Below are 18,591 nucleotides of genomic sequence, written 5' to 3'. Positions count from 1 at the left end.
TCTTGTTCCGGTCTGTGGAGCGTCAAGGAGCGAAACGCGATGGCCAACTTCTCCAAGTCGAACGTGCCGCAATTCTCGGTCGACGTGTACCAGAACGAATACCTGCCCGAGGGCGGCCGCGAGGTCAACGCCATCGTCACCGTCACCTCCACGGGCGGCGGCACCTCGGGCCGGGTCCCGCTGCTCGGCGCCTCGGCCGGCCCTTCGGCGGTGCCCGGCAGCAGCCCCGACGCGGCCGTGGTGATCATGGTCGACTGCTCGGGGTCGATGGAGTACCCGCCGACGAAGATGCGCAACGCGCGCGACGCGACGGCCGCCGCCGTGGACACCCTGCGCGACGGAGTCGCCTTCGCGGTGATCGCCGGTACGCACCTGGCGAAAGAGGTCTACCCGGGCAACGGCAAGCTGGCCGTCGCCGACGCGCGGTCGAGGGAAGAGGCGAAGCAGGCGCTGCGCCGGCTGAACGCGGGCGGCGGCACGGCGATCAGCACCTGGCTGCGGCTGGCGGACCGGCTGCTGAACTCCGCCGAGGTCTCCATCCGCCACGGCATCCTCCTCACCGACGGCCGGAACGAACACGAGTCGGCCGAGGCCCTCAAGTCGGCGCTGGACGACTGCGGCGGCCGTTTCACCTGCGACGCCCGGGGCGTGGGGACGGACTGGGAGGTGAAGGAGGTCACCGGCATCGCGTCGGCGCTGCTCGGCACCTCCGACATCGTCGCCGACCCCGCCGGACTGGCCGCGGACTTCACGCAGATGATGGCGAACGCGATGGGCAAGGAGGTCGCGGACGTGGCGCTGCGGCTGTGGACGCCGGTCGGGGTGGAGATCGCGTTTGTCAAGCAGGTCGCGCCCCGGGTCGAGCAGCTCACGGACCGGCGTACGGAAGCGGGCCCCCGGGCCGGCGACTACCCGACCGGTTCCTGGGGCGACGAGTCCCGCGACTACCACGTGTGCGTACGGGTCCCGGAGGCCGGGATAGGCAGGGAGATGCTGGCCGCACGCGTCTCGCTCATCATCCCGGCTCCGGACGGCGGCTCTCCCGAGGTGCTGTCCCAAGGGCTGGTACGGGCGGTGTGGACGGACGACATGGAGGCCTCCACGTCCATCAATCCACAGGTCGCCCACTACACCGGGCAGGCCGAGCTGGCGCAGGTCATCCAACAGGGGCTGAGCGCACGGAAGATGGGCGATCTGGACGGGGCGACGGCGAAACTGGGCCGCGCCGTGCAGCTCGCCGCCTTCTCCGGGAACGCGGATACGGCGAAACTGCTTTCGAAGGTGGTGGACGTCGTCGACGAAGCGAGCGGTACTGTGCGACTGAAGGCGAAAGTCGCGGAAGCGGACGAGATGACCCTCGAGACCCGCTCCACCAAGACGGTTCGTGTCAAGAAGTAGCGCGACCTGGCGGCGCCGAGCGGTACCGCCCGGGAACCAGCGGTGAGAAATCCGGCCTCCGGGCCGCACAGGAAGGGGGAAGCGCCGATATGCCCACATGCCCGAACGGACACCAGTCGGGTTCCGACGACTGGTGCGAGGTCTGCGGCCATCGCATGACAGGCCCGGCGCCCACGGGCTCCGTACCCCAGCCTCCTCCCCCACCGCCGGCCGCGCCCGGCTACGGCTTCCCGCCGGCTCCCGTGCCCGACGCGACCGTCCAGGCGCAGCTCTGCCCGCAGTGCCGCACCCCGCGCGAGCCGATGGCTCCGTTCTGCGAGCAGTGCCGGTGGAACTTCCTCACGAACACGGCCACGTCGTACACCCCGCTGGCGCCGCAGGGGGGACCGGTCAGCCGGCCCACGGGACCGGTCCCCGGCGTGAACCTGCCGCCGGGCTTCCAGTCCCAGGGGCCGCCGAGGCCGCCGGACCCGTACGAGTACCAGAGTTCGCGCCCCTCCCAGCTCAACCGGCCCGCAGAGCCGCTCGCGGCCGAGCAGGGCCAGCAGCCGGGATCGCCCCACGCCCCGCAGCAGGGCCCGCCGCCGTCGGTCTTCCAGCGGCAGGGTCCGCCGCAGCAGGGACAGCACCAGCAGGGTCCCCCTCAGCAGGGGTCGCATCCGCAGGGTCCGCACCAGGGCGGCCCGCACCAGCAGGGCCCGCCGCCGTCGCCGTACCAGCACCAGGGCCCCCCGCTCCCGCCCGTCTTCCAGCAGCAGTCCTCGGCCCCGCCCGCGCCGCCCCAGTCGCGCGGGACCGCCGAGGACGACTGGATGCTCCCGCCGCCCTCGGCCGGCCAGTCGCCGCTGCCGCAGCACGGCGCGCCCTCCCCGCAGCACGGACCGCCCGGCGCGCCGTACGGTCCGCCCGTCGCATGGACAGCGGTCGTCGCCCCGGACCGCGAGTACTTCATGGCGATGATGCAGCGCAGCGGCCCCGAGGCGACGGGGCTGAACCTGCCCGCGTACTCCCCCGAGCAGCACCTCACGCTCGACGGGAACCAGCTGACCATCGGCCGCCGCCGGCACTCCACCGGTGAGTCCCCCGACATCGACCTGTCCGTCCCGCCGGAGGACCCCGGGGTCTCGCACCAGCACGCGGTCCTGGTCCGCCAGCCGGACAAAACCTGGGCCGTCGTCGATCAGAACTCCACGAACGGCACCACGATCAACGGCGCCGAGGACCCGATCCAGCCCTACGTCCCGGTCCCGCTGTCGGACGGCGACCGGGTGCACGTCGGCGCCTGGACGACGATCACGGTCCGCCGGGGCTGAGCGCCGTCCGCCCGGCGGATCAGCGTGCGACCGGGCCGGTCACGGTCCGCCGGGGCCGATCAGCCCGGCGGCCGCCGGACCCGTGGGTTCGAGCGGCCACACGTACGGCCCCGCGGGGTCGTCCAGCCAGGCCCACTGGCGGCCGCCGCTGACCGTGACGCCGTACCGCTCACGGGCCGGGCGCTGCTCCAGCTCCCAGAGGGAGAGCGCCTCGTGCGGGTCGAGGCTGCCCTCGGTCAGCGCGAGCAGGAAGCGGAAGAGGTCGTTGTCGGTCACGCCCTTCGGCAGTCCGCCGAGGGGCCGTGCCGCCATGGGCACCCCCTTGGATGTGCCCCGCAGCGGTACGAAGAAGGCCGCGGTCCGGAGGAAACGCCCTTCAGCGAAGTCCGGCCGGCCCGCTGGCCCCGCCTCCCCGACCTTGAGGGCGATCAGTCCGGTGGCGAGCGGGGCGAGGATCCTGGCCCCGGGGGCGCACTGCGCCAGCCAGTCGGTGGGCACCGACGGCAGGGTGCAGGTCGCGATGATCCGGTCGAACGGCGCGCGCTCCGGGCAGCCGCGCGCCCCGTCCCCGGTGACGACAGCGGGCCGGTGGCCGGCCGTCGTGAGGTGGGTGCGGGCGGACTCCGTGATCTCCGGGTCCAGGTCGATGGTGGTGACGTTCTCCTCGCCGAGCCGGTGGGAGAGGAGCGCCGCGTTGTATCCGCTGCCCGCGCCGATCTCCAGGACGCGATTGCCGTCCCGTACGTCCAGCTCGTCCAGCATCCGGGCCATCAGGGAGGGCTGGCTGCTGGACGAGATCAGCTCACCGTCCCGTACCCGCGTCGCGATCGCGCTGTCCGCGTACGCCCCGCGCAGCCAGCGCTCCCGCCGCCGGGGGTCGGGGTCCCCGTACCAGAGCCGGTCGTAGCCGCCGGGCCTCCCGACGAAGTAGTACGGGACGAACAGATGGCGCGGGACCTGCGCGAACGCCGTACGCCAGGCCGGATCGTCCAGTGCCCCCGACAGGCCGATCTCCCGTACGAGCGCGGCTCGCGCCTCGTCGGCCGCCGCGTCGTCCGGTCTGTACGCGTCCTGGTCCCGGTGTGCGCCCATCTCTCCACTGTCCTGGGTTCACGGCCAGGAAGCGAGTGGGCCGGGTCCGTACGGCGGGTCCGCACCGGACCGGACTGGAAAGGGCCCGGCCGCCCTAGGTCGCTGGACCGAGGCAGAGAGCCGGTGCGGTCTGAGACGATGGACGGGTGAACGAGATTCCGCACGGCACCCTTCAGGAGCAGACCTTCTACGAGCAGGTCGGCGGCGAGCAGACCTTCCGGCGCCTGGTCCACCGCTTCTACCAGGGGGTCGCCGGGGATCCCGAGCTGCGGGCGATGTACCCGGAGGAGGACCTCGGCCCCGCCGAGGAGCGCTTCACGCTGTTCCTGATGCAGTACTGGGGCGGCCCCCGCACCTACAGCGACCACCGCGGCCATCCCCGCCTGCGGATGCGGCACGCCCCCTTCGCGGTGAACCAGGCCGCGCACGACGCGTGGCTCGGGCACATGCGGGTGGCGGTCGACGAGCTGGGACTGTCCGAGGAGCACAGGAAGCAGCTCTGGGACTACCTCACGTACGCGGCCGCGTCGATGGTGAACACGGCGGGCTGAGGCCTGAGGCTCTGAGGCCTGCCTCAGGCCCGGCCTCAGGCGGGCGTGACCGACAGGCCGCCGACTCCGGCCCTGCGTACCGCGATCGAGCCGTACCGCGTCCGCAGCCGGAGCCAGTTGCCGGACGCGAGCAGCGCCACCGCCTTCTCCGGGGCCCCGCCCGCCGGCACCAACGCCCGTACCGGACGCAGGAATCCGAGCGACTGGGCGGCGTGCGCGGCCCGCAGCGGGAGCGGGGTCTCCCCGAGCGTCCTGGACCAGATCTCGCGCCCGATCCGGTCCCGCTGGGCCCTGGTCCGGTCGTCGGGCGCCAACCTCTCGTCCCTGGAACGGAATTCGCCGACCGCCGCGGCCACCGCACCGCGTATCGCGTCCTCCTCCGGCAGCCCGGGGAGCTGCTGCCAGCCGCCGCGCGGCGGCAGCATCCCGGCCCACGGGGGGCCGGTGACGGCGGCCGGAACCCCGGCCGTGCCCGCCGACTCCTCAATGCCTTCGAGGAGTTCACCCGCGGAGACGGTGACGTCCAGCACGTGCGGTGTGGCGAGCCTGGCCGAACGGATGGCGAGCACGTCGAACGACGCCGGCCTACCGAACACGGCGAGCGCGCCGCCGCCGGCCTGGATCCTGACCGCCGCGGCGCGGTCGTAGTGGATCAGCCGGCCGAGGAAGGCGGCGAGGTCCGCCGCCTCCCTCGCGTCGGCGAAGTCCAGTGTCAGGACGGGCGATGTCATGCCGCGAGAGCATCCTTCTTCTTGTTGCCGCGCTTGCCGCCGACGCCGTTCGGGCCGTCCGGGCCGTCCGGGCCGTTCACGCCGTCGTCCAGGTAGTGGAGGAGGAAGGACTTCTCCTCGTCGGTGATGCGCCGGGGCCGTCCCGCCTCCAGGTTGTACGGCACCACCACCGTCGAGGCCTTCACGTACACCTCGTCCGCGCCCTCGGCGTCCTTGATCTCGTACGCGATGGTCAGCGACGCGGCCGTGATCGCCGTCACCCAGGACTCGATGATCACCGGCTCGTGCCGGTGGACCAGCGGGCGCTTGTAGTCGATCTCGTGCCGGGCCACGACGGACCCGCCGGAGAACGACGGCGAGCCGTCCCCGGGCGCCAGCCGGAACATGAAGTCGATGCGGGCCTCCTCCAGATAGCGGAGGAAGACCACATTGTTGACGTGCCCGAAGGCGTCCATGTCCGACCAGCGCAGGGGGCAGCTGTAGATGTGCCGGGCCATCTCAGCCTCGCGTCAGCTTCTTGTAGGTGGCACGGGTGGGACGGGCGGCGTCCGCGCCGAGGCGCTCGACCTTGTTCTTCTCGTACGAGTCGAAGTTGCCCTCGAACCAGAACCACTTGGAGTTCCCCTCGTACGCGAGGATGTGCGTCGCGACCCGGTCGAGGAACCACCGGTCGTGACTGACGACCACGGCCGCGCCGGGGAATTCGAGGAGCGCGTTCTCCAGCGAGGAGAGCGTCTCGACGTCGAGGTCGTTGGTCGGTTCGTCGAGGAGCAGCAGGTTGCCGCCCTGCTTGAGGGTCAGCGCGAGGTTCAGGCGGTTGCGCTCACCGCCCGAGAGGACGCCGGCCGGCTTCTGCTGGTCGGGGCCCTTGAAGCCGAACGCGGAGACGTACGCGCGCGAAGGCATCTCGACCTGGCCGACGTTGATGTAGTCCAGCTCGTCGGAGACGACGGCCCACAGCGACTTCTTGGGGTCGATGTTGCCGCGGCCCTGGTCGACGTAACTGATCTTGACGGTCTCGCCGACCTTGATCGAGCCGGAGTCGGGCTGCTCGAAGCCCTGGATCATCTTGAACAGCGTCGTCTTTCCGGCGCCGTTGGGGCCGATCACGCCGACGATGCCCATGCGGGGCAGCGTGAAGGAGAGGTCGTCGATCAGCACCTTGTCGCCGAACGCCTTGGTGAGGTGCTCGACCTCGACGACCACGCTGCCCAGACGCGGGCCCGGCGGGATCTGGATCTCGTCGAAGTCCAGCTTCCGCATCTTGTCCGCCTCGGCGGCCATCTCCTCGTAACGGGCCAGGCGGGCCTTGGACTTGACCTGCCGTCCCTTGGCGTTGGAGCGGACCCACTCCAGCTCTTCCTTGAGCCGCTTGGCGCGCTTGATGTCCTTCTGGCCCTCGACCTTGAGGCGGGCCTGCTTGCTCTCCAGGTACGTGGAGTAGTTGCCCTCGTAGCCGATGGCGCGGCCGCGGTCGAGCTCCAGGATCCAGCCCGCGACGTTGTCGAGGAAGTACCGGTCGTGAGTGACGGCGACGACGGTGCCGGGGTACTTGGCCAGGTGCTGCTCCAGCCACTGCACGGACTCGGCGTCCAGGTGGTTGGTGGGCTCGTCGAGGAGCAGCAGGTCGGGCGCCTCGAGGAGCAGCTTGCAGAGCGCGACGCGGCGGCGCTCACCACCGGAGAGGTTGGTGACGGGCCAGTCGCCGGGCGGGCAGCCCAGGGCGTCCATGGCCTGTTCGAGCTGGGTGTCCAGGTCCCACGCGTTGGCGTGGTCGAGGTCTTCCTGGAGCTTGCCCATCTCGTCGAGCAGGGCGTCGGAGTAGTCGGTGGCCATCAACTCGGCGACCTCGTTGAAGCGGTGGAGCTTGCCCATGATCTCGGCCGCGCCCTGCTGGACGTTCTCCAGCACCGTCTTGGTCTCGTCGAGCGGCGGCTCCTGGAGGAGCATGCCGACCGTGTAACCGGGCGAGAGGAACGCGTCCCCGTTGGACGGCTGCTCCAGGCCCGCCATGATCTTCAGCACGGTGGACTTTCCGGCGCCGTTCGGACCCACCACACCGATCTTCGCGCCCGGCAGGAAGCTCAGCGTCACGTCATCGAGGATGACCTTGTCGCCGTGCGCCTTACGCGTCTTGCGCATCGTGTAGATGTACTCAGCCAAGAGAAACCGTCCGGCAATCGAGAAGGGCCAATGTGCGGCTCCGCCGCGTGAGGGCAGATACACCCCATCTTGCCTGACGTCCATCCCCAGGCGAAAACCGCCCGTCCAGCCCCCGGACACACCGCGCCGACCTGCGGTGACCGGGAGCCATCCCGGTCACTTTCCGTCAGTGCGGGTTGCGGTGTCGGCGTCGGCCTTGACGACGTAGACCTCCCAGGGCTCCCGTCCGGGGCCGTGGACCCACACCTTGTCCTGGAGGGCGTAGCAGCAGGTCGTGTCGTTCTCCTCGAACGTGGCCAGTCCGGCCTCCTTGAGGCGGCCGGTCGCGGCGGTGACCTGGTCGGTCGACCCGACCTCGACACCGAGGTGATCCAGCCGGGTGTCCTGGCCGGCCTCGCCCTCGATGAGGACGAGCTTGAGCGGGGGCTCGGTGAGGGCGAAGTTGGCGTAGCCGTCGCGGCGCTTGGCCGGCTCCGTGCCGAACAGTTTCGAGTAGAAGGCGATCGACGCCTCCAGGTCGCTGACGCGCAGGGCGAGCTGAACACGAGACATGGCAGGGCTCCCATCGGGTTGCATTGATACCTGTCGATGCAAGGTTGCGTCCTGAATCGAGGACTGTCAATATAGAGGGATGTCGAATCAGTCGAATCCAGAGCTGGTGCTACTCGGTCGGAGCGACGAGGCCGGGGGCTGCTGTCCGGGTCCGGGGCTGTTGACCGCTCCCCTGGGCGAGGACCAGGCGGGGGAGCTGGCGAAGGTGTTCAAGGCGCTGGGTGATCCGGTCCGGCTGCGGCTGTTGTCGATGATCGCCTCGCGGGCGGGCGGTGAGGTCTGCGTATGCGACCTGACCCCGGCCTTCGACCTGTCGCAGCCGACGATCTCGCACCACCTCAAGCTCTTGCGGCAGGCGGGGCTCATCGACTGTGAGCGTCGTGGCACGTGGGTCTACTACTGGCTGCTTCCGGAGATGACCGACCGGCTCGCGAGCGTCCTGACCCGGCCCGCGGGCGCGGGAGCCGATTCGTGAGCGGTGGCGCACCGAAAGGGCCGGCAGCCCCGGCAGCACAGGAAGAGCCCGCCGAGAACGTGGCCGGCCGCCTGTCGTTCCTCGACCGCTACCTCGCCGTCTGGATCCTCGCCGCCATGGCCGCCGGTCTCGGCCTCGGCCGCCTCGTCCCGGGCCTGGGGAACGCCCTGGCCGAGGTGACCGTGACCGGGGTGTCCCTTCCGATCGCCCTGGGCCTGCTGGTGATGATGTATCCGGTGCTGGCCAGGGTCCGCTACGACCGTCTCGACACCGTCACCCGCGACCGCCGTCTGCTGCTGCCGTCCCTGCTGCTGAACTGGATCGCCGGCCCGGCGCTCATGTTCGCCCTGGCGTGGCTGTTCCTGCCGGACCTGCCCGCCTACCGCACCGGCCTGATCATCGTCGGGCTGGCCCGCTGCATCGCCATGGTCATCATCTGGAACGACCTCGCCGGCGGCCACCGCGAGGCCGCCGCCGTCCTGGTCGCCCTCAACTCCGTCTTCCAGGTGATCGCGTTCTCGGCGCTCGGCTGGTTCTACCTCTCCTACCTGCCGGGCCGGCTGGGACTGGAACAGACAGGCCTCGACGTGTCCGTCTGGGAGATCACCCGCAGCGTGGTCATCTTCCTCGGGATCCCGCTCGCGGCCGGCTACCTCACCCGCCGTACCGGGGAGAGGGCCAAGGGCCGTACCTGGTACGAGTCCGCGTTCCTCCCGCGCCTCGGCCCCTTCGCCCTGTACGGGCTGCTGTTCACCGTTGTCGTCCTGTTCGCCCTGCAAGGCGACGCCATCACCTCACAGCCCCTCGACGTCGTCCGCATCGCCCTGCCGCTGCTGGTCTACTTCGCGCTCATGTGGACCGGCTCCATGCTCCTGGGCCGCGCCGTGGGCCTGGACCACCCGCGCGCCACCACCCTCGCGTTCACCGCGGCGGGCAACAACTTCGAACTGGCCATCGCCGTGGCCGTCGCGACCTTCGGCGCCTCCTCGGGCCAGGCGCTCGCCGGGGTGGTCGGCCCGCTCATCGAAGTGCCCGTCCTGATCGGTCTCGTGTACGTGGCCCTCCACGCCCGCCGCTACTTCACCCCCGCCCACCCGCCCACACCCCAGGAAGACCCCGCCCATGCCTGAGGACACCGCACCGCGGCCGTCGGTGCTGTTCGTCTGCGTCCACAACGCCGGACGCTCCCAGATGGCCGCGGCCTTCCTGACCCACCTGGCGGCCGGCCGCGTCGAGGTCCGCTCCGCCGGCTCCACCCCCGCCGACACCGTCAACCCCGCCGTCGCGGAGGCCATGAGGGAGGTCGGCATCGACCTCTCGGCCAACATCCCCAAGCTGCTGACCACCGAGGCGGTTCAGGCCTCCGACGTCGTCATCACGATGGGCTGCGGCGACACCTGCCCCGTCTTCCCCGGCAAGCGCTACCTGGACTGGCAACTCCCCGACCCGGCCGGCCAGAACGCCGACGCGGTCCGCCCCATCCGCGACGAGATCGAAACCCGCGTCCGCGCCCTCATCGAAGAAATCGCCCCAGCGGCACCACGCTGAAACAGGGCGCTCGCGCCGCCGTCGATCGTGGGCGGCGGCGTCAGTCGGCCGAGTGGCGGCGGTCGGCCGGCCACGCGCGACCCCGCTCGCCGGCTTCGGCCGGGAGCGGGGGTGTTGATGCGTGCCGTCTCTTCCTACTCGGTGGTGGTCGGGGGCGAGGACGTGGCCTTCTTCCTGCGGAGGAGGAAGACCGCTCCGCCGCCGATCACGAGGAGGCCGATCGCGATGCCCGCGATGAGGGGGGTCGCGCTGGAGCTGCCCGTTTCGGCGAGGTTGGCCGGGGTGCCCGCCGTGGCCGCGCCCGCCGAGTCCGTGCCCAGTTGGGTGGTGATGTGCTCGTCCGGCGGGGGCGCGGTGCCGGTGGTGCGGCAGTCCAGGACGCCCTTGAAGGTCTTGGTGAATCCGTCGGGGCCGTTCACCGCGAACTCGTACGGCTGGTCCTCGACCACGGGCACCGTGACCGTACGGGACTCGCCGGGGGCGACCGCGTGTTCGTCGCCCGCCAGCTCGAAGGTGAACTCCGCGTCCCCCTCGTTGGCGACGGTGACGTCGACCCCGCTCCTGGCGCAGTTCTTCTCCGCGGAGACCGCCGGGATGGCGCCGCCCTCGGCCCAGGTGGCGGTGGCCGTCGCCGAGACCGTGGAGTCGCTCGACCCCGCCAGGATCTGCGTCTGGCTCCTGGTCACGCCGGCGAAGGCCCGGCCGACCGGTACGGAGGTGGTGGCCTGCACGGCGAGTGAGGCGGTGCCGTCGTCGGCGTCGACGGGGACGTCGAAGTAGAGCTGCGAGCCGTCGGTCGCGGTGGTGACCTGCTTGCCCGCCTTGTCCGTGATCTTCACGCCCGTGGCGCTCGCGACGTCCGCCACGCCGACGTCGACGGGCGGGGTCACCGTGACCCGGCCGGCGTTCGTGCGGACGGTGACCGGTCCGAGCCGCTCGCCCGCCCTGCCGGAGACCGCGGCGGACTCCAGGGTGAGCGAGGCCTTGGGCTCCGGGGTGTCGCGCGCGTTCTTCTCCAGCCAGTCGGCCAGCTTCTCCGCCGCCGGGTCACTGGCGTCGACGTCGGCGTCGTCCGAGAAGCGCCAGATGGCGACCTGGGTGCCGGCGGCCGCGGTCTGGTCGGTGAGCGGCCCGGACTTCGCCGCCGCGGCGAGGGCCGCCAGATCGTCGACCTGCGGGTAGGAGTGCTCCAGGATCCAGCGGATCCTGCCCGCGTCGTCGTTGGCGCCCAGCGACGTCTGGGCCCAGGGCGTCTCCTGGTACTTCGCCTGCGCCTGGGTCGGGTTGTGGATGTCGACGCAGTACGTCTTGAGCGTGCCGCCGCCCTCGACCGTCATCTCGAACAGGCCGGCGGGCAACTCCTGGTCCGCGCCGTCCGTGTGGAGCACGGCGCCGCCGAACGTCTTCAGTCCGTCGAGCGTGGCGGACGCGCCACCCTGGTGCTGGGGCACGTCGTCGGCGGCGGCCGTAGCGGCCCCGGCCAGGGTGCCCATCGCGAGGAGACCGGGGACCAGCACGACGGCGGCGAGGCGGGCGGCGCCCCGGCGCCACGCGGAACCCGCGGCCGGCACGGACGGCGCGGAGACCCCGGACAGCGCGGACGCGTCGGACGGCGCGGGTGACTCGGATATCGCAGAGACCACAGAATTCCCCTTCGGGCGAGGAGTTTCGCGTGGGACGCGTGGGGGGTTGCGCCTCGCCGGCTGACTCAAGTGCCCCGTGAGTACACCGGAATCCTATGGACGGCGGGTGTCGCGGGTGCCCAATCAAGCGATCAGGCAACCGTTCCGAATCGGAATCGTTATCGAATGATCGACGTATCCATGGAATACGACCGCACGTATCGACAAGTCTTCACAGCCACCTCTCAGGACCCGGCCGCCGCCTACACCCCGGCCCCCGCGCCCACCCCCGCACCGACAGGTTCCTCCCGCCCCCCGGAGTCCGCCCCGGGCACGGGCAACTGGCCCTGCACCTGCCGCACCTGCCGCGCCTGCTCCGCCCGATCCGTCCGCGGCGCCGCCTCCTGGCCCTGGGTCGCGGTGCCGTGACGCTCCGTCAAGGACGGAGTCGCCCTGGCCACACGCCTGAACGCCGACGTCCCGCGCGTCAGATCGTGGCCCACCGCCACCGCGTCGATGTCCACGAACGTCCGCCACTGGCCGTCCCGTTCTTCCTCCCGCACCCTCAGCCGGCCGTGCACCACGAGGGGCTCCCCGACGGAGACCGAGGCCGCCAGATTCGCGCCCAGGGTCCGCCACGCCCACACCGTGTAGAAGCTCGTGGGCCCGTCCGCCCAGGTCTCCTTCTGCCGGTCCCAGCGACGGGCGCTCACCGCGAATCGGAACCGCGCCACTCCCCCGGTCGCCGACTCCCTGAATTCCACGCCCGTCGCCACATTGCCCACCACGGTCACCACTGTGTCGTTCATAACCGCCCACTTCCGTCCGACTGCATTGCGTGATGCCACTGCACCCATGCTGAGCCGAACGGAAAGAATCCGCTGACGCCTGTGGATTACCCGCCAGTTGTGGAAAAGTCCATCACCCCGTCACTCCCCGCCCCGGCCGCTCCCGTCGCCCCGCCGCTCCCGTCGCCGCGCCGCCACCGCGCCGCCCCTCACCGCGCCAGCGGCACCACGCCCGAGACCGTCACGTACTGCTCCCGCACCTCGCGGTACCGCATCAGCTCCGCCGACACGGGATCGAGCACCTTCGCCCGCCCGCACCCGGCCGCCGCCTCCCGCAACCGCCGCTCCGCGTCCTGCCCGTACCGCCGCGCGGGCCCCCGCGCCGCCGCCCCGCAGGCCCACTCCACGAACGGCCCCCCGATGATCCCCGCGAGCATCACCAGCACCGGCGGCAACAGCCCCGGTTCCAGGACGCCGACGATCTGTCCCGTCAGCCAGAGCGCGCCGAAGATCTGGAGCAGCGTCATGGAGGCCTGGGCCAGGACGGCGGCCGGCCACCACGCCGGGCGCGGCGGGCGGCCCACCGGCGCCCCCACCGTCACCGCCAGCTCGTCCAGCGCCTCGGGGAGCCCCTCCGCGCCCCGTACCGCCGCCTCGCGCACCGCGTGTGCCCAGGGCGCGGGCAGACCGGCGGACGCCTCCTCCGCCACCGTACGGACCGCCTGTTCGACCCGCTGGCGGGCCGTCAGCTCCTCCTCCACCAGCACCTCGGACGACGTGGCCTCACCCCCGGGCGTGCGCTTCCGCTCGTACCAGCGGTACAGCCGCAGCCACGGCGTGCCGCAGGCACGCCCCGCGTTCCTTTGCCACTCGCGCTCCGCCGCCTCACCGGCGGCCACCGCGCCGACGGCCCAGGCCAGCCGGTCCGCGAACTGCTCGCGCGAGCGCTCGCCGAGACCGGGGTGCCCGTCGGCGACGTACGCGGACCGCATCCGTACGGAGGCGGCGTCGACGTCGGCGGAGAGGCGGCGCGAGGCGGCGTTCCGTTCCTGTACGAACCGGCCCAGCAGCTCACGCAGTTCGCCCACGCCCTGCCCGGTGAGCGCGGAGAGCGCGAGGACGGTGGCGCCCGGTTCGCCGTGTTCGCCCAGGGCCATGCCGTCCTCGTCGAGCAGCCTGCGCAGGTCGTCGAGCACCTGGTGGGAGGCGTCGCCGGGCAGCCGGTCGATCTGGTTGAGCACCACGAACGTGACCTCGGCGTGGCCCGCGAGCGGCCGCAGATAGCGCTCGTGGAGCGCGGCGTCCGCGTACTTCTCGGGATCGACCACCCAGATCACGGCGTCCACGAGCCCCAGCACCCGGTCCACCTGGTCGCGGTGACGGGTGACGGCCGAGTCGTGGTCGGGGAGGTCCACCAGGACGAGGCCGTGCAGTTCCTCGTCGCCGTCCCCGCCCGCCAGCGGCCTGCGGCGCAGCCGTCCCGGGATGGCGAGCCGGTCGAGCAGCCCCGCCGCGCCGTCCGACCACGTGCAGGCGATCGGGGCGGAGGTGGTGGGCCGGCGCAGCCCGGTCTCCGAGATCGGCACTTCGGCGAGGGCGTTGAACAGCGTCGACTTGCCGCTGCCGGTCGCTCCCGCGATGGCGACGACGGTGTGGCGCGAGGACAGGCGCTGCCGGGCCGACGCCTCGTCGAGGACGCGGCCCGCCTCGGCGAGGATGGACCCTTCCAGGCGGGTACGGGAGAGGCCCACGAGCTCGCCGAGGGCGTCGAGCCGGACCCGCAGGGCGCCGCCGTAGGGCCCGCCGATGGGCGTGTGGGTCTCACCCGCCCCGAGCGCGCCGGAGGCGCCGTGAGGGCCGTCAGGGCCGCCGGGGTGCCCGGTCCCGCCGAGGCCGTCCCAGCCGCCGGATCCGTCGGTCGGTCCGTGGGCGGATCCGGCGGCCCGTCCGTCCGTCGCCCTGTCCAAACCGTCCAACCCGTCCAGCCCCTCAAGGCCGTCCAGCCCGTCCAACCCGGACCGCCCGCCCGCCCGACCCCTGGCACCACGCTCTCCCGCCCGGCGCGCGATCAGCCCGTCGTCCCAGCGCCCGGCGCCCTTCCCCGTACCGCCCGCTCTGTCCGCCCCGCCCCCGCCCCCCGCGCCGGCGTCCTTCGTCACGTCCGCGGCGGCGTTCACATCAGTCACGTCGGTCACCTTTCCTCCTGCTTTCCTTCTGGAGCACGGACAGCGCGGCGATCAGTTCCGCCTGGGGCTCCGGCGTCACCTCAAGGGCGTCGAGGGGCGCGAGCCGCCGGTCGCGCTCCCCGTGCAGGACACGGTCGATGTACGTCGCCACCAGCTCGGCGCCCCGGTCACGCAGCCGCAGCGCGGCCTGCGCCCCGACACTCTCGGCGAGCCGCTCCCCCGCGACCCGGGCGCGGCGCCCTCCAAGGAGGGCGGTCGCGAGGAGGGCGGCGACGGCCTCGGGTTCGGGCGCGGCGCTGCGTTCCAACTGCCGTACCTCGTCCTCGGCCAGCTCCTCCAGGACGCGGCGCCAGCGCCGTACGGCCATCCCGATCCGCTCCGTCACCTCGCCGTCCGCGCCCGACACGTCGACGCCCTCGGCGGCCGGCTCGCGCCGCCAGGCCTCCTCCACCCGTTCGTCGGCGGCGGCGACGGCGCACTGGAGGAGCGCGCCGAGGCTCTCCACGAGCGAGTCGAGCAGTTCCCGCGACGAACTGTCCCTCGGGTAGCCCCGCCAGCGGGTACGCGCGTCCCCGGCCAGGACGGCGCCGCGCTGGAGCTGACGGCGCACCCGCTCGCCCTCGGCGGTGTACGCGTCCTCCACCGCCGCCATGAGCCGTACGGACGCCGCGTACTGCGCGGCCACCGCACCCGCCAGCTCCGGCATCCGTACGTCCAGCGAGTCGATGACCCCCGACGCGGTGCGTACCACGGCCTGCTGACGGGCCGCCGGGTCCTGCACCCGGTGCGCGAGCCAGGCGAGCAGCGGGGCGACGGCGGTGGTGGGCAGCAGTCCGCTGCCGCCGCCGGCCGACTCGGGCAGCTCGGGAATCGTGAAGCGGGGTACGTCCCCGAGGCCGGCCCTGGTCAGGAGGGCCCCGTACTGCCGTGACACCTCCTCGACCAGCTGGTGGGGGACGCGGTCCAGGACGGTCACGAGCGAGGCGTCGTACTCCTTGGCCGTACGCAGCAGATGCCACGGCACGGCGTCGGCGTAACGGCTGGCGGTGGTCACCATGACCCACACGTCGGCGGCGCAGATCAACTCGGCGGCCAGCAGCCGGTTCTCCACCACGAGCGAGTCGATGTCGGGCGCGTCGAGGAGCGCGAGGCCTCGGGGCAGGGTGGCGGCGGTGTCGATACGGAGGGAGTCGGCGCCGGCGCGCTCGCGTCCGGCGGGTCTCCCGCCCCTGCCGGTACGGCCGAAGGGCCGGGGGTGTCCTCCGGCGGGGCCGAAGGTACGACCGATGCCGGAGCCGACGCCTGGACCGCCCCCTTGCCCGACCCCGCGTCCAGCGTCCCGCCCGACTTCTCGACCGACTTCTCGACCGACCGATGTCCCGTCTCTTCTCCCGTCCCCGCCGCTCTCCACCTCCACCTCCCCCTCGTCCCCGTCCTCCCCCTCGGGCAGCCAGATCCGGGTGAGGTGCGGCAGGATCCGCATGCCCGCGAACCAGTGGTGGTCGTCGGGATGGCACACCAGGACGGGGGTACGCGTGGTGGGCCGCAGCACCCCCGCCTCACTGACGCGGCGCCCCACAAGGGAGTTGACGAGGGTGGACTTGCCGGCGCCGGTCGACCCGCCGACAACGGCGAGCACCGGGGCGTCGGGCTCGCGGAGCCGGGGCAGCAGGTAGTCGTCGAGCTGCGCGAGCAGCTCGGCCCGGGTCTGCCGGGCCCGCGGCGCCCCGGGAAGAGGCAGTGGAAGACGCACCGCCGCGACACGGTCGCGCAGCGCGGAGAGTGCGTCGATCAGCTGGGGGCGTACATCCAAGGTCACCACATGCGAAGAATGCCCGCTTTTAGCGGCTTTTTGAAGCGTATAGACATCTCTGCGCGCCGATCAGACACTCGGGACAGACGGGATGAGTGGGACACAGGCATAACGACTGCACAACACCCGTGGCGCGAGAGCGAAAAAGCGGTGCGGGAATCGCACCTGCCTGCGATTATCGGTTCGCTTCACTGAACCTCCACATCGTGCCACGCACGTGAAGCAACCGGGTCAGGGGGATCGGAGCCCTATCCTTGTCCCGGCAAGGTCACGGAACCACCCGCCGGGGGCTCCGGGACACCCGAGGCCGCTCGTCCGGCCCCCGTAGCTCAGTGGATAGAGCAGGTGCCTTCTAAGCACTTGGCCGCAGGTTCGAGTCCTGCCGGGGGCACATTTCTACGCGCGAAGCGCAGCTCTCCCCAAAGGAGAGCCTTTCCGCAGGTCAGAGGCAGCGTAGCGGGCACCGCGTAAGACCCACATCAGAGCTGCGCCGCGCCGCGCGCGGCCACTCGCCGGCCGCTGCCCGGCACCGCCGGCGCCACAGGACCGAGGCGGTCCGGTCGACAGGAGAACCCGTTCGGCGGCGTTCGGCGGTCAAGACAATGCAGTTATGTCGTCCGGTATATATGCTGCGGTACGGAGCGGATCCCGCCCGCCTCCGGGACGGCAGGGATTCGCCTACGACGCCGTCCGGACGCCGGCGGTGAGGACCCGGGCTCGGTCGGCCAGCGCCACTCGCACCGCGTCGAACGGCTGCGGGCTGCGCAGTGCGCGCGAGGTGACCATGGCGCCCTCCACCCCCGCCACCACGGCGTGAGCGAGCTCCCGCGCGTCGGCGTTTCCCACGCCGTGCACGATCAGCTGGAAGGCCACGCCGTCGACCATGGCGGAGAACGAGCGGCGCGTGGCGTCCTGGAGGCCCTCGGACTCCTCGCTCGCCTCGATCACCAGCGGCGCGATGGCGCAGCCGCGCTGATAGCCGCTGCTCACCATGCCTTCACGGGCCAGGTCGAAGTAGGTACGGACGAGATCCTCGGCCGACGACGACGCGGCCGCCGCCCGGTTGATGATCTCCACCTGCTCCTGGGCGTGGCTGGCGGCCGCCTCGGCCGCCATCTGCCCCTTGCCCTGGGGGAAGTGGTAGTAGACCGACCCTCGGGGTGCCGCGCTCCGCTCCACCACGTCGGACAGCGCCGTGCCGTGGTAGCCCCGCTCGCGGATGAGCTGTCGCGCGGCCTCGACCATCCGCTGCCTGCTGTCTGACTTCCTACCCATGCCCCCAGTCTATCCGATCCCACGACTTGCTATCTATACCGAGCGACATAGTATGGGTTTCAGAGATCAGAGAAGTGGACCGAGGACCCCAGACCCCAGACCCCAGACCTCGGACCTCGGACCACGGACCACGGACCACGCAACGGCATCGCGCCGATCCGGCGCCGGAAGGGATCGTCATGCCATTCGTGAACATCGATCTGCTCCAGGGGAAGTCTCCCGAGTACCTGGCAGCCGTATCCGACGCCGTGCACGAGGCGCTGGTCGAGGGGCTCGGAATGTTTCCCGAGGACCGATTCCAGGTCATCCACCAACTCGCGCCCGGAGAACTGGTCTTCAGCCGAGATTTCCGTGGCGGACCCCGTTCCGACAACTTCATCGTTTTCACCATCACCGACGGCCTGGACCGCGGCGACAACGCGAAGAAGGTCTTCTACCGTGCCCTGGTCCGCAATCTGGCGGAAAAACCCGGGGTGAATCCCACGGACGTGTTCGTCAAGATGCTCGTGACCCCGCCCATCAATTTCTCCTTCGCCGACGGCGTGCCGGCCACCGAGACGGCCGCGCGGGAAGCGCTGGACCGTGCGGCCACGGTGCCGGGCGTCCGCGACGCGTACACCAGGGCGGAGCTGGCGGAGGCGGTCACCCAGTTGTTCCGGGACAACAACCGCGGCCCGATCGTGTCGATGCTGCGCGACACCTTCCTGCTGAAAATGCCGGCCTCCATGCCGTACGGCGGGGAATTCAAGGGAGCCGAAGAGTTCGACAACTACTTCAAGCGGGTCGTTGAACAGGGGAACGAGTATGACGAGTCGTTCACCACCGTCCTCAGGCGTGTCATCGAGGCGGACGATCACCTGATCGCCGAAATCTCCATCACCGCCAAGGGGCGGACGACACAGCAGTCGATGAACATCGAGAACGCGTGGGTATTCGACATCACCGACGGTAACTTCGTCTCGGCGCAGATCTACGCCGACACCGCCAGCGGTGTGAAGACTGCGGGCTGAGCACCTCTCTTCCACTTTCCGGGCTGGAACAAAAGCGGTCGGCCGGTACGCAACCGCCTCCTCCGCCACCACCC

General features: G+C 71.5%; 17 protein-coding genes and 1 tRNA gene. 8 read left to right on the top strand and 10 right to left on the bottom strand.

Annotation, left to right across the window (positions count from 1 at the left end; translation table 11 throughout):
• Positions 1 to 39 precede the first annotated feature (39 nt).
• Positions 40 to 1,398, top strand: a complete 1,359-nt coding sequence (locus ACIO1C_RS07390; RefSeq protein WP_401859556.1) for a VWA domain-containing protein — start codon at positions 40 to 42, stop codon at positions 1,396 to 1,398.
• Between the two features lie 89 nt (positions 1,399 to 1,487).
• Positions 1,488 to 2,711: an FHA domain-containing protein gene (locus ACIO1C_RS07385; protein WP_401859554.1), complete on the top strand. Its 1,224-nt coding sequence runs from the start codon at positions 1,488 to 1,490 to the stop codon at positions 2,709 to 2,711.
• Positions 2,712 to 2,750: 39 nt separating this feature from the next.
• Here the strand turns inward: ACIO1C_RS07385 and ACIO1C_RS07380 are convergent, their stop codons facing one another.
• On the bottom strand, positions 2,751 to 3,803 hold the full coding sequence (locus tag ACIO1C_RS07380) for a methyltransferase domain-containing protein (protein WP_401859552.1): 1,053 nt from the start codon (positions 3,801 to 3,803) through the stop codon (positions 2,751 to 2,753).
• A 146-nt stretch (positions 3,804 to 3,949) separates the two neighbouring features.
• On the opposite strand from ACIO1C_RS07380, the gene ACIO1C_RS07375 reads away from it, so the two are divergent.
• The gene (locus ACIO1C_RS07375; protein ID WP_401859550.1) at positions 3,950 to 4,354 is read left to right on the top strand and encodes a globin; all 405 of its coding nucleotides are present in this window, start codon (positions 3,950 to 3,952) and stop codon (positions 4,352 to 4,354) included.
• A 35-nt stretch (positions 4,355 to 4,389) separates the two neighbouring features.
• Here the strand turns inward: ACIO1C_RS07375 and ACIO1C_RS07370 are convergent, their stop codons facing one another.
• The 4 genes from ACIO1C_RS07370 to ACIO1C_RS07355 form a co-directional block, all read right to left on the bottom strand.
• Positions 4,390 to 5,085: a hypothetical protein gene (locus tag ACIO1C_RS07370; RefSeq protein ID WP_401859549.1), complete on the bottom strand. Its 696-nt coding sequence runs from the start codon at positions 5,083 to 5,085 to the stop codon at positions 4,390 to 4,392.
• Positions 5,082 to 5,582, bottom strand: a complete 501-nt coding sequence (locus ACIO1C_RS07365; RefSeq protein WP_401859547.1) for a thioesterase family protein — start codon at positions 5,580 to 5,582, stop codon at positions 5,082 to 5,084. Before ACIO1C_RS07365 ends, ACIO1C_RS07370 begins: the two co-directional genes overlap by 4 nt.
• Position 5,583: 1 nt before the next feature.
• Positions 5,584 to 7,248: an energy-dependent translational throttle protein EttA gene (gene ettA / locus ACIO1C_RS07360; protein WP_401859545.1), complete on the bottom strand. Its 1,665-nt coding sequence runs from the start codon at positions 7,246 to 7,248 to the stop codon at positions 5,584 to 5,586.
• Between the two features lie 156 nt (positions 7,249 to 7,404).
• Positions 7,405 to 7,800, bottom strand: a complete 396-nt coding sequence (locus ACIO1C_RS07355; RefSeq protein ID WP_401859543.1) for an ArsI/CadI family heavy metal resistance metalloenzyme — start codon at positions 7,798 to 7,800, stop codon at positions 7,405 to 7,407.
• A gap of 79 nt (positions 7,801 to 7,879) precedes the next feature.
• On the opposite strand from ACIO1C_RS07355, the gene ACIO1C_RS07350 reads away from it, so the two are divergent.
• Genes ACIO1C_RS07350 through ACIO1C_RS07340 form a run of 3 tightly spaced genes read left to right on the top strand, consistent with a single transcriptional unit; the run spans position 7,880 to position 9,823 of the window.
• Entirely contained in the window at positions 7,880 to 8,275 is a 396-nt protein-coding gene (locus ACIO1C_RS07350; protein ID WP_401859541.1) for an ArsR/SmtB family transcription factor, read from the top strand.
• A gap of 59 nt (positions 8,276 to 8,334) precedes the next feature.
• Positions 8,335 to 9,405, top strand: a complete 1,071-nt coding sequence (gene arsB, locus ACIO1C_RS07345; protein ID WP_401859971.1) for an ACR3 family arsenite efflux transporter — start codon at positions 8,335 to 8,337, stop codon at positions 9,403 to 9,405.
• The gene (locus tag ACIO1C_RS07340) at positions 9,398 to 9,823 is read left to right on the top strand and encodes an arsenate reductase ArsC (RefSeq protein ID WP_401859539.1); all 426 of its coding nucleotides are present in this window, start codon (positions 9,398 to 9,400) and stop codon (positions 9,821 to 9,823) included. The genes arsB and ACIO1C_RS07340 overlap by 8 nt, the downstream gene beginning before the upstream one ends.
• Positions 9,824 to 9,957: 134 nt before the next feature.
• Here the strand turns inward: ACIO1C_RS07340 and ACIO1C_RS07335 are convergent, their stop codons facing one another.
• The 4 genes from ACIO1C_RS07335 to ACIO1C_RS07320 all read right to left on the bottom strand — a co-directional run bounded on the left by ACIO1C_RS07335 (position 9,958) and on the right by ACIO1C_RS07320 (position 16,232).
• Positions 9,958 to 11,466: an LAETG motif-containing sortase-dependent surface protein gene (locus ACIO1C_RS07335; protein ID WP_401859537.1), complete on the bottom strand. Its 1,509-nt coding sequence runs from the start codon at positions 11,464 to 11,466 to the stop codon at positions 9,958 to 9,960.
• Positions 11,467 to 11,708: 242 nt separating this feature from the next.
• Positions 11,709 to 12,254 carry a single-stranded DNA-binding protein gene (locus ACIO1C_RS07330; protein ID WP_401859535.1) on the bottom strand — a complete coding sequence of 182 codons (546 nt, stop codon included), beginning with the start codon at positions 12,252 to 12,254 and terminating at the stop codon, positions 11,709 to 11,711.
• 188 nt (positions 12,255 to 12,442) lie between these two features.
• Positions 12,443 to 14,428 carry a GTPase gene (locus ACIO1C_RS07325; protein WP_401859533.1) on the bottom strand — a complete coding sequence of 662 codons (1,986 nt, stop codon included), beginning with the start codon at positions 14,426 to 14,428 and terminating at the stop codon, positions 12,443 to 12,445.
• Positions 14,412 to 16,232 (bottom strand): dynamin family protein, encoded by a 1,821-nt coding sequence (locus tag ACIO1C_RS07320; RefSeq protein ID WP_401859969.1) that lies wholly within the window; start codon positions 16,230 to 16,232, stop codon positions 14,412 to 14,414. Before ACIO1C_RS07320 ends, ACIO1C_RS07325 begins: the two co-directional genes overlap by 17 nt.
• A 318-nt stretch (positions 16,233 to 16,550) precedes the next feature.
• Between ACIO1C_RS07320 and ACIO1C_RS07315 the strand changes: the two genes are divergently transcribed.
• Positions 16,551 to 16,623, top strand: a tRNA-Arg gene (locus ACIO1C_RS07315).
• 287 nt (positions 16,624 to 16,910) lie between these two features.
• On the opposite strand, the gene ACIO1C_RS07310 is transcribed toward ACIO1C_RS07315, so the two are convergent.
• The gene (locus tag ACIO1C_RS07310) at positions 16,911 to 17,507 is read right to left on the bottom strand and encodes a TetR/AcrR family transcriptional regulator (RefSeq protein WP_401859531.1); all 597 of its coding nucleotides are present in this window, start codon (positions 17,505 to 17,507) and stop codon (positions 16,911 to 16,913) included.
• Between the two features lie 179 nt (positions 17,508 to 17,686).
• Here ACIO1C_RS07310 and ACIO1C_RS07305 point away from each other — a divergent pair, with 179 nt between their 5' ends.
• Positions 17,687 to 18,517 (top strand): tautomerase family protein, encoded by an 831-nt coding sequence (locus ACIO1C_RS07305; protein ID WP_401859967.1) that lies wholly within the window; start codon positions 17,687 to 17,689, stop codon positions 18,515 to 18,517.
• Positions 18,518 to 18,591 lie beyond the last annotated feature (74 nt).

It is taken from the genome of Streptomyces sp. NPDC087420 (assembly GCF_044744165.1).
Lineage (GTDB): Bacteria > Actinomycetota > Actinomycetes > Streptomycetales > Streptomycetaceae > Streptomyces.
Note: the sequence above shows the minus strand (reverse complement) of the source record. Positions and strands in the feature narration are given on the sequence as shown.

Excerpts from the sequence above, each read along its gene's own strand:
- ACIO1C_RS07390 (WP_401859556.1), top strand. The coding sequence starts at position 40 with ATGGCCAACTTCTCCAAGTCGAACGTGCCGCAATTCTCGGTCGACGTG.
- ACIO1C_RS07385 (WP_401859554.1), top strand. The coding sequence starts at position 1,488 with ATGCCCACATGCCCGAACGGACACCAGTCGGGTTCCGACGACTGGTGC.
- ACIO1C_RS07380 (WP_401859552.1), bottom strand. The coding sequence starts at position 3,803 with ATGGGCGCACACCGGGACCAGGACGCGTACAGACCGGACGACGCGGCG.
- ACIO1C_RS07370 (WP_401859549.1), bottom strand. The coding sequence starts at position 5,085 with ATGACATCGCCCGTCCTGACACTGGACTTCGCCGACGCGAGGGAGGCG.
- ACIO1C_RS07365 (WP_401859547.1), bottom strand. The coding sequence starts at position 5,582 with ATGGCCCGGCACATCTACAGCTGCCCCCTGCGCTGGTCGGACATGGAC.
- ACIO1C_RS07355 (WP_401859543.1), bottom strand. The coding sequence starts at position 7,800 with ATGTCTCGTGTTCAGCTCGCCCTGCGCGTCAGCGACCTGGAGGCGTCG.
- ACIO1C_RS07350 (WP_401859541.1), top strand. The coding sequence starts at position 7,880 with ATGTCGAATCAGTCGAATCCAGAGCTGGTGCTACTCGGTCGGAGCGAC.
- ACIO1C_RS07340 (WP_401859539.1), top strand. The coding sequence starts at position 9,398 with ATGCCTGAGGACACCGCACCGCGGCCGTCGGTGCTGTTCGTCTGCGTC.
- ACIO1C_RS07330 (WP_401859535.1), bottom strand. The coding sequence starts at position 12,254 with ATGAACGACACAGTGGTGACCGTGGTGGGCAATGTGGCGACGGGCGTG.
- ACIO1C_RS07310 (WP_401859531.1), bottom strand. The coding sequence starts at position 17,507 with ATGGGTAGGAAGTCAGACAGCAGGCAGCGGATGGTCGAGGCCGCGCGA.
- ACIO1C_RS07305 (WP_401859967.1), top strand. The coding sequence starts at position 17,687 with ATGCCATTCGTGAACATCGATCTGCTCCAGGGGAAGTCTCCCGAGTAC.